Origin of the sequence: Pedobacter sp., from assembly GCF_031119335.1 — a bacterium.
Lineage (GTDB): Bacteria > Bacteroidota > Bacteroidia > Sphingobacteriales > Sphingobacteriaceae > Pedobacter.
The window spans coordinates 69,021-82,286 of sequence record NZ_JAVHXT010000003.1 but is presented as its reverse complement, the minus strand read 5'-3'; the positions used below and the strand labels follow the sequence as shown (position 1 = coordinate 82,286).

The 13,266-nt window shown below is 37.3% G+C and carries 13 protein-coding genes; 4 read left to right on the top strand and 9 right to left on the bottom strand.

Features of this window, described 5'->3' with window-relative positions:
* Positions 1 to 565 precede the first annotated feature (565 nt).
* Positions 566 to 3,163, bottom strand: a complete 2,598-nt coding sequence (gene clpB / locus REI64_RS04280) for an ATP-dependent chaperone ClpB (protein WP_308848865.1) — start codon at positions 3,161 to 3,163, stop codon at positions 566 to 568.
* A gap of 178 nt (positions 3,164 to 3,341) precedes the next feature.
* Positions 3,342 to 4,052, bottom strand: a complete 711-nt coding sequence (locus tag REI64_RS04275; RefSeq protein WP_308848864.1) for a hypothetical protein — start codon at positions 4,050 to 4,052, stop codon at positions 3,342 to 3,344.
* A gap of 134 nt (positions 4,053 to 4,186) precedes the next feature.
* On the opposite strand from REI64_RS04275, the gene REI64_RS04270 reads away from it, so the two are divergent.
* The gene (locus REI64_RS04270; protein WP_308848863.1) at positions 4,187 to 5,401 is read left to right on the top strand and encodes an MFS transporter; all 1,215 of its coding nucleotides are present in this window, start codon (positions 4,187 to 4,189) and stop codon (positions 5,399 to 5,401) included.
* A gap of 640 nt (positions 5,402 to 6,041) precedes the next feature.
* Here REI64_RS04270 and REI64_RS04265 read toward each other — a convergent pair.
* Positions 6,042 to 6,440, bottom strand: a complete 399-nt coding sequence (locus REI64_RS04265; protein ID WP_308848862.1) for an SRPBCC family protein — start codon at positions 6,438 to 6,440, stop codon at positions 6,042 to 6,044.
* Positions 6,441 to 6,467: 27 nt separating this feature from the next.
* Positions 6,468 to 7,121 carry an orotate phosphoribosyltransferase gene (pyrE, locus tag REI64_RS04260; RefSeq protein WP_308848861.1) on the bottom strand — a complete coding sequence of 218 codons (654 nt, stop codon included), beginning with the start codon at positions 7,119 to 7,121 and terminating at the stop codon, positions 6,468 to 6,470.
* 67 nt (positions 7,122 to 7,188) lie between these two features.
* On the opposite strand from pyrE, the gene REI64_RS04255 reads away from it, so the two are divergent.
* On the top strand, positions 7,189 to 7,731 hold the full coding sequence (locus tag REI64_RS04255; RefSeq protein ID WP_308848860.1) for an NUDIX domain-containing protein: 543 nt from the start codon (positions 7,189 to 7,191) through the stop codon (positions 7,729 to 7,731).
* A gap of 64 nt (positions 7,732 to 7,795) precedes the next feature.
* Here the strand turns inward: REI64_RS04255 and REI64_RS04250 are convergent, their stop codons facing one another.
* Both REI64_RS04250 and REI64_RS04245 read right to left on the bottom strand, forming a co-directional pair.
* Positions 7,796 to 8,404, bottom strand: coding sequence for a hypothetical protein (locus tag REI64_RS04250; protein ID WP_308848859.1), 609 nt, complete (start codon positions 8,402 to 8,404; stop codon positions 7,796 to 7,798).
* Positions 8,394 to 8,897, bottom strand: a complete 504-nt coding sequence (locus REI64_RS04245; protein ID WP_308848858.1) for a sigma-70 family RNA polymerase sigma factor — start codon at positions 8,895 to 8,897, stop codon at positions 8,394 to 8,396. The genes REI64_RS04250 and REI64_RS04245 overlap by 11 nt, the downstream gene beginning before the upstream one ends.
* Before the next feature lie 396 nt (positions 8,898 to 9,293).
* On the opposite strand from REI64_RS04245, the gene REI64_RS04240 reads away from it, so the two are divergent.
* Entirely contained in the window at positions 9,294 to 9,731 is a 438-nt protein-coding gene (locus REI64_RS04240) for a lipocalin family protein (RefSeq protein ID WP_308848857.1), read from the top strand.
* On the opposite strand, the gene coaD is transcribed toward REI64_RS04240, so the two are convergent.
* The 3 genes from coaD to REI64_RS04225 form a co-directional block, all read right to left on the bottom strand.
* Positions 9,732 to 10,193: a pantetheine-phosphate adenylyltransferase gene (gene coaD, locus REI64_RS04235; RefSeq protein WP_308848856.1), complete on the bottom strand. Its 462-nt coding sequence runs from the start codon at positions 10,191 to 10,193 to the stop codon at positions 9,732 to 9,734. It lies immediately after the preceding gene.
* A gap of 63 nt (positions 10,194 to 10,256) precedes the next feature.
* Complete coding sequence (locus tag REI64_RS04230) at positions 10,257 to 10,790, bottom strand: RsmD family RNA methyltransferase (protein ID WP_308848855.1); 534 nt, start codon at positions 10,788 to 10,790, stop codon at positions 10,257 to 10,259.
* The gene (locus REI64_RS04225; protein WP_308848854.1) at positions 10,781 to 11,605 is read right to left on the bottom strand and encodes a DUF3822 family protein; all 825 of its coding nucleotides are present in this window, start codon (positions 11,603 to 11,605) and stop codon (positions 10,781 to 10,783) included. Before REI64_RS04225 ends, REI64_RS04230 begins: the two co-directional genes overlap by 10 nt.
* A gap of 165 nt (positions 11,606 to 11,770) precedes the next feature.
* Here REI64_RS04225 and REI64_RS04220 point away from each other — a divergent pair, with 165 nt between their 5' ends.
* Complete coding sequence (locus tag REI64_RS04220) at positions 11,771 to 13,219, top strand: AAA family ATPase (RefSeq protein ID WP_308848853.1); 1,449 nt, start codon at positions 11,771 to 11,773, stop codon at positions 13,217 to 13,219.
* Positions 13,220 to 13,266: the final 47 nt, after the last annotated feature.

The window sequence follows — 13,266 nt, the reverse complement described above, 5'->3', positions numbered from 1 at the left end:
TTGATGTTGCAAATAGACGGTGGCACGTTGGCGGGGACGCCAACGTAGGCAGGTCTTTTGTTGATGTCCCTGTCGGTGAATGTTGCTTTTGTTGGCGTCCCCGCCAACGAAAACGTGGGTTGAAATTATTATTATTTGTCTATTCCGATAAATCCTATTGTGTGGACACAAATATTGGAAAATGTTGTTTTCCTCCCCCTGCCCCCTCGGAGAGGGGGATATGCAAAATGCTTAGGCACAGTGTGTCCCCCTTTGGAGGGGGATTCAAGGGGGAGGAACGAGATGTGTCCACACGATAGGATAAATCGGAACAAGTAGTGTTTTCATTTCGTGATGTACTAAAAGCGTAATAAAAAAAGAGGCAGATTTTTGTCTGCCTCTTTTGATATATGTAGAGTTGTGAATATTAACCCTCTCTGCCTTTGGCATCTATTGATAATCTTTTTATTTTTTTGAAGGTATCAATGAGCTTCGTTTCACTACGGTTCTCCCTGAGAGGGAGAGAATAGCGAATTGCTTAGCCTTTACTTTAGTCTATTTCTTTCGATTGGTAGAAAAAGTGAGGTTATTTATTCTCGTTCAAAAACACAAATTGATGGTCGAACATATCTAATTTGATTTTACTGTCTTTATCAACTTTTCCTGCTAGTATCTCTTTAGATAGCTCATTCAAAATACGTTTTTGTATTACACGTTTTAATGGCCTTGCACCAAATTGAGGGTCGTAGCCCAACTCTGCTAACCAATCTAAAGCTTCGTCGCTGGCCTCCATAGTAACACCCATTTCGGCTAAAGTTTGCTGTACTTGCTTAAATTGTAAGCTCACAATCTCTCTTATTTCTGTTCTGTTTAACGGCGTAAACATAATCAGTTCATCAATTCTATTTAAAAACTCTGGACGAATGGTTTGTTTCAACAGCTCGAACAATTCATTTTTAGTCTTTGCTACCACCTCATCACGGTTATCGTCATTCAAGTTTTTGAAATTATCTTGAATTAAATGCGAACCAATGTTCGATGTCATGATGATGATGGTGTTTTTAAAGTTTACCACGCGACCTTTGTTGTCGGTTAACCTTCCATCATCCAAAACCTGTAACAAGATATTGAATACATCTGGATGTGCTTTCTCAATTTCATCTAACAAAACTACCGAATAAGGTTTTCTACGCACAGCTTCAGTCAGTTGTCCACCTTCATCGTAACCTACATATCCCGGAGGCGCACCGATTAAACGAGAAACCGCATGGCGTTCCTGATATTCGCTCATGTCAATTCTGGTCATGGCATTTTCATCGTTGAACAAGAATTCGGCAAGCGCTTTTGCTAATTCGGTTTTACCTACACCCGTTGTGCCTAAGAAAATGAACGAACCAATTGGTTTACGTTTGTCTTGCAGACCTGCACGAGAACGGCGGATCGCATCAGAAATGGCCTCGATGGCTTCTTCTTGCCCAGCTACACGTTTGTGTAGTTCTTCTTCTAAGTGAAGCAGTTTTTCACGTTCGCTCGATACCAATTTGGTTACCGGAATACCAGTCCAACGGCCAACCACACCAGCAATATCATCTGCAGTAACTTCCTCTTTAAGCATACGGCTTTCATCCTGACGGCTTGCCAAATCAGCTTTCAGTTTTTCAACTTTATCTTGTGCTTCTTTGATTTTGCCGTAACGCAATTCTGCTACTTTACCATAATCGCCAGCACGTTCTGCTTGTTCAGCTTCTAATTTGTAAGCTTCAATCTGTTCAAGTTCTGTATTAACGGCATCCACCAAATCTTTCTCACCTTGCCATTTTGCTTTAAATTCATCACGCTCTGCGGATAAATTGGCAATTTGCACGCTCAGTTCTTTTACTTTGCTTTCGTCTTTTTCACGTTTGATAGCCTCACGTTCAATTTCTAAACGCATAATTTCACGTTCCAATGCATCTACGTTTTCTGGTACGCTGTCCATTTCCATACGTAGTTTAGATGCAGCTTCGTCCATCAAATCGATGGCTTTATCAGGTAAAAAACGATCGGCAATGTAACGTTGGCTCATTTCTACAGCGGCAATAATTGCTTCGTCTTTAATACGTACTTTGTGGTGCGTTTCGTAACGCTCCTTTAAGCCACGTAAAATCGAGATTGCATCTTGCGTATCTGGCTCATCAACCATTACCTTTTGGAAACGACGCTCTAAGGCCTTGTCTTTTTCCAGATATTTCTGATATTCATCCAAAGTAGTAGCACCGATAGCTCTCAATTCGCCACGGGCTAGAGCAGGTTTTAAAATGTTTGCGGCATCCATAGCGCCTTCGCCGCCGCCAGCACCCACCAGAGTGTGTATCTCGTCTATGAAAAGCACAATTTCGCCATCGCTCTGCGTAACCTCTTTTACTACGGCTTTTAAGCGCTCTTCAAATTCACCTTTGTATTTTGCTCCCGCGATAAGTGCCCCCATATCTAAAGAGTAAACCACTTTCGATTTTAGGTTTTCAGGCACATCACCTTTGATAATTCTAAAAGCGATACCCTCTGCAATGGCAGTTTTACCCACACCTGGCTCACCAATTAAGATAGGGTTGTTCTTTGTTCTACGAGATAAAATCTGGATGACACGTCTAATTTCTTCATCACGACCAATTACTGGGTCTAGCTTTCCACTTTCGGCATATTCGTTCAGGTTTCGAGCATATTTTCCCAGAGCTTGGTAGGTGGCTTCTGCATTTTGGTCTGTTACACGATTATCTCCACGCAACTCAGTAATGGCTTTTTTAAGGTCTTTTTCGTTTACACCTTGATCTTTTAACAATTTAGAGGTGGCATCATTTGCAGCCAAAATTCCTAAAAGAATATGCTCTACAGATACAAATTCATCCTTAAATTCTTTTAAAAACGATTGTGCTTTTTGCAAAGCTGAATTAGCATTAGATGATAGATAAATATTACTACCACTTACTTTAGGGAATTTTGTAATATCATCGTCTAGTTTTTGGTTAAGTGTATTTAGATGTACGTTTAATTTCTTTAAAACGTAGGAAATCACATTTTCATCAACCGTTAACAAGCCTTTTAACAAGTGCGCTGTTTCTATGGCCTGCTGTTGGTTGCCTTGTGCAATTTCAGAGGCCTTTTGTACAGCCTCTTGGGCTTTGATTGTAAAATTATTGAAATTCATAATATCTTTTTTCCTTTTTGTTTAACCACAAAGACACAAAGAGCACAAAGACAATTGTGTTAAATTATGGTTATTACGCTAAGGTCAAAACAGATGCCATGAGACAAAAGATTTTAAAATCGGAAATTTTGTCGTGTGAAAACTTTTAAATCTGAATAATTGACTGATATTTAGTTGATTATACTGAAATTTTGTCGGGTTTGTTTCTGAAAATGTACAGCCCCAATATACAACCCGCCACTATTTGAACTACTGAAACCGCTAAGATGATGAGATAGGTGTAGCCATCGTAAACAATGAAATTTTTGTATTTCGTATAGATCACTAGTAGATTTAACAACTCATCGATAATTGTAATTGCAGCTAAAATGATCAGTGTTTTGGTGAAAAGTTCCTTGAACACACTTAGATAAGGGTAGAATAATTTTGCAAAAACATAACTGATACCAGCAAAAAGGAGTGGGAAAAGCACGTACGAGTTTACTTTCCAAATTACTTGTGAAATTTCATCGAGCGAGTTTTTATAAAGCATATCTGTAGCTGCAACCACAGCAATGCCTAGAAGGCGTACTACAACTAAGGATGCCAAACCGAAAAATATTTTCTTTGCAACTATTGTCGAAGCACTTTTCATGGCGAAGTAGCACTGCAGATATAGGGGAATGGCAATTGGCAAAAACAATAACTTATCTAAGGAAATACCAAAAATTTCATCAGAGCCGCCAATTGTAAATACTGAAATGAGATAAACTGAGAATGCCAAGAGTGTTAAAACGAATGAAATTATCCGCATTGCAGTATTTCTAAACCAAATAGTGAGGATAGAGAATACAAGGGCAAAAACTATTGAAAGGATAGCGAGCCAAACAAGTACATATAAAAAACCCATAATTCTATTTTACAAACACGATAATAGTGAATTTTAACTATTAGCTAGATGAGAATTTAAAATTCGATAAATTTTTCCTTTAAAATACCTGAAATGGGATGCGGTAATTCTACCTTTGCGTTTCATCAATTTCAATGACCACTTACATTAAAAATTACTTTAAAGTTTACCAAGGCTTGTCTACACCAGCCTGGATGTTGGCTTTGGTTATGTTGGTAAATAGAAGTGGGGCCATGGTAGTGCCGTTTCTCGGGGTTTACATGGTGAAACATTTGGGCTTCTCTTTAGAAAATGCTGGGATTTTGTTAAGCTGTTTTGGTATTGGTTCTGTTGTAGGCTCTTCGTTAGGTGGTTGGTTAACTGATAAATTCGGACATTTTAAAGTGCAAATGTTCAGTCTATCGGGAATAGTTCCGCTATTTTTGCTGTTGCCACGGTTAACTACCATGCCATCATTAGCTGTAGGTATATTGGCATTGAGTATGGTGAGCGATATTCTTCGTCCGGCTAACTCTGTTTCTTTGGCTTACTATTCAAAACCAGAAAATGTGGTGCGAAGTTTTACGCTGAACCGAATGGCTTTGAACTTAGGTTTTTCTATTGGTCCGGCGTTGGGTGGTTTTTTAGCTGCTATTTCTTACGATTTTTTATTCTACGGAAATGCTTTTGCAGCTACTTTAGCAGCTATCATTTTCTTCGTTTATTTTAGGAACAAGAAGGGGAATGTGAAGGAGAAGGCAGATGTAGAGGGAGTAGTTGTTCCTTATCAATCGCCTTATAAAGATGTGCCGTTTTTGGTATTTACTTTACTAAGCATTTTGTACGCCATTTGTTTTTTTCAATTATTGAGTTCGTTACCACTTTATTACAGACAAGTCTATCATTTATCAGAAACAAGCATAGGTGTAATTTTGGCGTACAGTGGTGTAGTGGTTTTTAGTTTAGAAATGCTGATTGTTCACATTGCAGAACGAAGAACGACGGCAGCAAATGCCATTATTGCTGGCGTGTTATTTTGCGGATTAGCGTTTGTATCCTTATTGATTACGAAAGGTTTGTGGTTGTTGTACGTTTCTATGTTTTTTCTTTGTGTGTCTGAAATGTTGGCGATGCCTTTTATGGCAACCGTGACTTTGCAACGTTCCAATGCAAAAAATAGGGGAGCATATATGGGGTTAAACTCACTTTCATTATCTGCAGGATTGATTTTTGCACCTTATTTAGGAACCCAGATTGCCGCCAAGCATGGTTTTAATGTGCTGTGGACTGGTACTGGGGTTCTAATGTTGTTAACGGGTATTGGTTTTTATGTGTTGATGAAAAGGATGAAGTTGAAGAAGGAGAATTAACTACTGAGGCACGAAGGACACAAAGGTTTTTTCAGCATGGAGAGTTGCCTTTTTGATATTCATTGCCGTCGGTTTTAACCGGCTTATTTTTTATGATCGATATAATTTTCAAATATCTTTTTTTTAGCTCGCCGCCGCTGGGCTCTTACTTTTTGGCCGCAAAAAGTAACAAAAACTCTCGGTTGCTTATTTTTCTTTTAAAGTAATTGCTTTGGTTTATTGGTGCAACCCGAATACCACGAAAGTGCTCTTGAACACAATTGAAATGATATAAGCTAGTGAAAAAATAAGAGAACGAAATTAGCTGAACGGAGAGTTATTGCTTAGGCTTGAGATACTGTAACTGCTTAAAGTAAAGTTCGAATTTTATAAATTGGCAGCTTTTTGCTTGCAAAAAAAAAGCATTTCATTGCCGTCGGTTTTAACCGACGGATAAGCATTTTGCAGGAAGGAATTTAACCCACAAGCACAGCATTTTGTTAATTAAACCCGATAGGAGCGAACACGTAGGGGCAAACCTGTGTGTTTGCCCAGAAGTAAAGCGGATAGCGGGACAAGAATTGCCATAAAATACTGTTTATCATTTTCAAATAATTTAAGGCATAAAAAAAGGAAGTCTTTTGAACTTCCTTAGTGGTTTTTAACCTAAAATTTCTTTCAATTTTTTGGTCTGATAATCTGCCAGCTTTTGGAGAGGACCAGCGGCCAACATTTTCATCATCATGTTTAAATCTGCCGAAATGATGTGTGTGGCGGTTGTTGTGCCGTTTCCGTTATCTTTTACAGACCAAGCTAAAGATAAATCAAATGGTGGTTTTTCTGTAGGTACAGCTACCAACTTTTCGTTTTCTACTCGCTCGGCAATGTGGATTGCCAATTTAGCCATGTTTTGGATGGTAAAACTAGCGGTATCGGCAGTTGACGACCAGTTATAGATGTTCTCTGGCATCAATTGCTGATGGTTGTTTAAGTCGGCAAGGAATTGGTAAACCTGCGCTACAGGCAAATTAATTTCAGCGTTACTTTCAATGACTGTCATTTATATAGGTTATTGTGTGGTTGCAGTTTAAACAGTTTCGCTTTTTCCCCATTCTGCAGGGTTTTCACGCCATTTGTTCAAAAACTCTATGTCTGACTTGGCAATGATGGCATGCTCTGCAGCATAGTCAATCAAAGCATTGTAGTTAGAAAGTGTAGAATATCTACATTTCGCAGCTGCAAAATTATCATCAGCTTGTTGAAAACCGTATGTAAAAATAGCTACCAAACCAGCTACAGACAAACCTGCGTTACGCAACGCATCTACTGCTTGTAAGCTGCTTTTTCCGGTAGAAATCAAATCTTCTATAACTACAACTCGTTGTCCTTCTACCACTTCTCCTTCAATTAAGCTGCCAGTGCCGTGCTCTTTTGCTTTAGACCTTACATAAATGAAAGGCAAACCCAATTCTTGCGCTACCAAAACACCTTGCGGAATACCCGCAGTTGCTACACCTGCAATAACATCAACAGATCCGTATTCTTCTTGGATTAATTGTGCCAGTTTTTGGCGAATAAATGTTCTTACCGATGGATGAGATAAAGTTATGCGGTTATCACAGTAGATAGGCGATTTCCAACCAGATGCCCATGTAAATGGATTAGCAGGTTGTAATTTAATTGCTTTAATTTGTAATAAAAATTCAGCTACCTTTAATTCAATATCACTTTTATTATACATGGCGCAAAAATACAGAATTTATATTAACGATAACACTTTGTTTATAACTCATGAAATCCCCACTCAAGTGGACAAAATTCAACAACTTGAGGCAGAAAATTTCGATTTTGAAACGTTTTATAGAAATCTGAGGAATAGCAAGAAGAAAAACTATTTGTTGCTGACTAAAAATCCTGATACTGCCTTTAAAAAAATAAGAAAGCAACTCGTTGTAATTAAGGCTGCTGGCGGCTTAGTAGTGAATGCCAAAGACGAATTTCTTTTCATTTTTAGAAATAAAAAGTGGGATTTGCCAAAAGGGAAGGTTGATAAAGGCGAAAAAGTTAAAGATGCCGCGGTGAGGGAAGTTGAGGAAGAATGTGGCGTTAAAATAGAAAAACGAAAAGAACGTGTTTGTAAAACTTATCACGTTTATGAAATGAATGGTGAATTGATCTTGAAAAGAACGAGTTGGTACCACATGACCGTTAAGGGAAATCCTAAATTGGTACCTCAGGTAGAAGAAGGAATTACCGAAGCGGTTTGGGTAGCTCCGCAAGAGATTAAAGCTAAAATTAAAAACACCTATGCATTAATCACAGATGTTTTGAAAGCGGAGGGTTTGATTTAGGCTATTGGTTCATTTGTTTACTTGTTCATTGGGTTAATTGGTTAACTGTAAACTGCAAACTGAACTACTCTTCATCTAGACTATCGATTACTGTTTTAAGTTTTTTGATGTGCTTGCCATAGTAAAATCTTGCCCAAAATTCTGTAATTAAACCAATAATTAGTATGGTAACGAAGGCATTTAGGGCAATGTAGATAATTGATATTCTTTCTAGTACTTTTTTCATCAAATCATCTTTTGTTAAAAAGAATACTGTTGCGCAGAAAGAAAGCATGATAAAAGCTACAATGTAATTAAGTGCCTTATAAAGCTCAATATTAAGTTTCATCTCGTAATAAAACCAAAACAGATTTTTCCTACTATCTAAACTCAAGTCGTACGAATGTTTGTAAAAAGTATAGAATTTATAAAAATAGTGCGTACAAAACGCTACAACTATTCCATAAAATACTAAATAAGTGGTGTATAGCTGAGGAGAGAGATGAAATAGTTTAGGTACAAAAGCCAATATGACCAACGAAAGTATTTGATACTTAAACTCGTGCTTCATTTGCCTTCTAATTCTATCGATAGGGGTTTGTGCCTCTTTAACCTTAAGCTCTTTAGCCGTGATTTCATTAGAACTATCCGTATCTCCGTTATTCCATTCGTCTTTTATTTTGTCAAAATCCATAACTGTTTTTTTTAATTATTTGCTGTAATTTTTCTTTTGTTCTATTAAGTTTTACCCTTGCATTTACTTCGCTAATGCCTAAATTTTGTGCTATTTCTCTATGCGATTGATTTTCTAAGAAAAGAAATATCAATGCCTTTTCGATTTGATTAAGTTCCTGTACTGCTTTATATAGGTAAGCTATTTTTTCTTCCTTTTCGTGGCTGTCGTTATGGTCGGCAATTTCTACCTGTTCATTTAAACTAACCTTATCTACCTTTTTGTTATCTTTTTTAAAGAAGAGGATAGCTGTGTTTAGCGCAACCCTATACATCCATGTAGAAAATTTGCTAGTACCTTTAAAAGATGGGTAAGCTTTCCATAGTTGCATCACAATTTCCTGAAACAAATCTTCCTGATCTAATGTATTATCCATGTACATTTTAGCCACTTTATGGATAATACCTTTGTTGTCGTTAATCTGTTGTAGAAATATTTTTTGCGTATCGAGCATTTAATTGCTTTTCTTCGTTGGGTATTGGGTTAAATTTAATCCATTAGTATCAAAAATTGCTAAACGTTACAAGCTTCATTAAAAAAGTTAAATTTCTTGTAAACTGAGTGGATTAATATTTCTTTGATTAACATTTTAGCTCATCGTTTAACTTAAGTTATGTATCTTATTCTGGCTTAGCAGACCCTGAAATAAATTTACAAGTAGCTTTCCGCTTTCGCTACAGGTCAGGGGTTAGGGGCACTCCGTCTCCCGAAATTAGTTCGGAACTAGCTTTAAGGTCTAATTGTCAATATATTAACAATAGAACTCAGGTTAGTGTATCTTAACTTATGAAGGGATGAGCTATTTCGAAATATTAGCCAATAAAATTGTATTTTAGAGCGTTTTAATAATATGAAAAAAATAGGTAAAATCTCTGCATTTGCTTTTATTGCATTTCTCACTATTTTTCTAGCCTGCAAAAAGGACGAGAATGAAGAAATTATCGACATACTTACTTCAAAAGCTTGGAGATTTGGGTTGAAGGATCTTAACGCTTCGACCAATCCGGTAGGAAATAATATTTTTTTTGCTGTACCAGAATGTGAGCAAGACGACACTTTCACGTTTAGGGCAGACGGCAAAATGATTAGGGCTTATGGTACTAAAAAGTGTGATGGGAATACTGCTGCCAACAAAACGGTAGACTACAGTTTTAACAAACAAACTAAAGAACTAACAATTGATGGTGTAAAATATACTGTGGTAGAGGAAAATAAGACGCAGTTTAAATATTATGCAGTAATACCAAACGCTACTGGCTTTAACAATGTGATTTACTTGCTACATTAATTAAAGAAAATTTAAAGCTTCTTTAGGTACAAACTGACTTACGTCGCCGTTATTTCTTAAGATATCCCTAACAATAGTAGAACTGATGGCAGAATATTCTGGTCTGCTTAGCAGGATAATGGTTTCCACTTCGGGCATCATGCTTTTATTGATTTGCGCAATGGCCCTTTCGTATTCAAAATCCGATGCCGAACGGATACCTCGAACCATATAAGTTGCTCCAATTTTCTTTGCAAAATCTATCGTTAAACCTTGGTAGGTTTGTATTTCAACATTCGCATCATTCAAAAAAATGCTTTTTACTATTTCTTCTCTCTTTTCGGCTGATAAGAAATTTTGTTTAGAACTGTTCAATCCAATACCTACTACAATTTTATCAAACAAAGGCAAAGAACGTTTTACAATGTCAACGTGAGCAATGGTAATTGGGTCGAATGAGCCTGGAAATAAAGCGATTTTCATGATTAGAATTGGTTAACTGTTTAATTGGTTATTTGTTTAACTGATACCTAGTTCCTGATAACTTTATGGAGTGAAAAAACTAAAAGAAGAATATCCGTATTTTCTGGTTTCGGTGTAGCCGGGTTGTTGGTCTAATTTTAACATAGAAGGATGTTCAACCACCAAAACACCGTTTTCGTTTAGTAATTGATGCTGCGCAACTAATTGCGGTAGTAAGGGAATATTTGGTAAATCGTAAGGGGGGTCGGCAAATATGATATCGTACTTATCGGTTGTTTGGGCTAGAAATTTAAAAGCATCAGCTTTGCGAATATCGATGCTATTTAATTGGTGCTTGTCTTTAACAGTTTTTAGCCAAGCCACGCAACCAGGATGTTTATCTACAGAAGTAATGCTTTTAACATCGCGAGAAGCAAATTCTATACTAATGTTGCCAGTTCCAGTGAAAATATCCAACACATTACATTCGTCAAAGTCGTAGCTGTTCAACAAAATGTTAAACAAAGCTTCTTTGGCCATATCTGTTGTTGGCCTAACGGGAAGTTTTGCAGGTGCATGAAACTGTAATCCCTTTAATTTACCACCAACTATCCGCATTGTTGTAGTGCAAGTAAGCTGGTGTAATAATGGGCAGGCATATCATCCAAAATATTGGTATCTAAATTTGTTGCCAGTGCTAATAAATCCGTTTTAGCGAAATATTGCGAAATGCAGTTCCACTTATCATCGCCTTCGTGAATAATGCCGCAAACTTTAACCTCAGTTTCTTTGGTGTTGATATTCAGTTGATTGATAATCAAAAGCAGATAGTAGGTCAGTTCTTCCACATCTTCAAATTCGTAGCTCTGCATAAAAGCTACTTTTTGCTGTTGTAGGTAAATGAATTGAAATGAACCAACCGTAAAATCAATGATAATGCTGTCTTGTTTTAGTTGAGATGCAAGTTCTATTAATCCAGCATTTTGAAGCAGTTTGGTATTTGCTTGCCAATTTTCATCAATCACTTTTTCTACCGAACTAGGCAATGAAAAAACAGTGTTAAAAGCTTGCTGCAATGTGGGTTGTACATAAACATTTTTAGAGCTTGCCTCGGCGAAATATTTGCTGTAAACCTCAATATGGGCTTCCGTATAAAGTTCTTGAGGTACAAAAATTACGTTAGGTGTGTGTGTCGCCACTTTTACATTTCTGTAATTTAGTTTCAAGTAAGCATCGGTTTTTAAACGCTCAGTCAGCTTTTGATAGCCACTTTCGCATTCCTGTTCATCGTAAACAGCATGTACTAATTTTTCTGCCTCGTCTATAATAGCGTAAGAAAAAGTATCGGCACCAATTTTAACCAACAAACTTAAGTTGCCACTACTTGCAGGTTCAAAATCCGGATTAATCAATAAAATGCTGTTGTTATTCATGTATCAACAAAAATAGTTCTTTTTTTTATAATTGGATTTTTATTGCCACAGATGCACAGATGTTTTTATTCTTAATATTAAAGTTATCTATTATCATTTGTTTAAATACATATCGTTAAATTAATAATATCTGTGCATCTGTGGCATATTTTGCATCTTTGTAAAATGGACAAAGCAAGTCTAATTGCACAATCATACCCTTTTGCACCCACTGCCGAACAGCTAGATTTTTGTAGGCAAGCGGCTGTTTTTCTGAGTAAGCCAAATCAAGAAGCGTGCTTTGTACTTAAAGGTTATGCGGGTACCGGAAAAACAACTTCGGTAGCTGCTTTAGTGAAGGCTTTGCCAAAATTTGGATTAAAATCAGCTTTGCTTGCACCAACGGGTAGGGCCGCCAAAGTGATGAGTAATTACACAGGGCAAAAAGCATTGACAATTCACAAGAAAATTTACCGTAAAAAAAGTGCGGTAAGTATGGATATGGTTTTTCAGCTTGCTCCAAACTTAGCAACCAACACGGTTTTTATTGTAGATGAGGCTTCTATGATTGCAGATGACTGGAACTCACAAAGTGGAACTTCATTTCTCGGCGATTTACTGGAGTTCGTTTTTCAGCCTGCGGCAGATGGAAAACCTAAAAATTGCTTCCTGCTTTTCGTGGGCGATACGGCACAGCTTCCACCAGTTGGTAGCACCGATAGCCCGGCTTTAAACCCCGAGTATTTGAGTAGTAATTTCCATTTAGATGTTATTGCTGTGGAGTTAACAGAGGTAGTGCGACAAGAAAAGAAATCGGGTATTTTAGCCAATGCCACCATGTTACGCCAGTTAATAGGTGCTTACGATGATGAACCTGTTTGGCCTAAATTCATGACCAAAGGCTACAAAGATATCTTCAGAATGACAGGGATTAAGTTTGTAGAAGGTTTGGAGTACGCTTACGGAAAATACAGTCTCGAAAATTCTTTGGTGGTCTGTCGTTCAAATAAATCTGCTAATCTCTATAACAACCAAATTCGCTCACGTTTACTTTATAGAGAAGAAGAATTAACTGGCGGAGATTACATCATGGTGGTGCGCAACAATTACTTTTGGCTGCCCGATGATAATGAAACCGCTTTTATTGCCAACGGAGATATGGCAAAAATTATTCGGGTACGCAGGGAAGAAGAACGCTACGGTTTTCGCTTTGCGGAAGTGACTTTAGAGTTGGTAGATTTCCCAGATGTTGGTGCCATTACCTGCAAAGTTTTACTGGATACCTTACAGATTGAAAGTCCGAATTTACCTTACGAAGCCAGTAAAAAACTATACGAAGGTTTGCTGTTAGATTACGAGCATATCGTTAACAGAAAAGAACGTATGTTGGCGATAAAGAAAGACCCTTATTACAATGCTTTACAAATCAAATTTGCCTACGCCGTAACGTGCCATAAAGCACAGGGTGGCCAATGGGATGCTGTTTTTGTAGACCAAGGTTTCTTAACCGAAGACATGGTAGATTTAGATTTTATGCGCTGGTTGTACACTGCCGTAACCCGTGCAAAAAAAGAACTTTTTCTGGTCAATTTTGGTAAAGATTTGTTTGCCGAAAAAATAGAGGAAGAGTATTAGTCTATGTTCAATTATTTCGTGTTTAATCGCTAAGTATTTTATCCGTC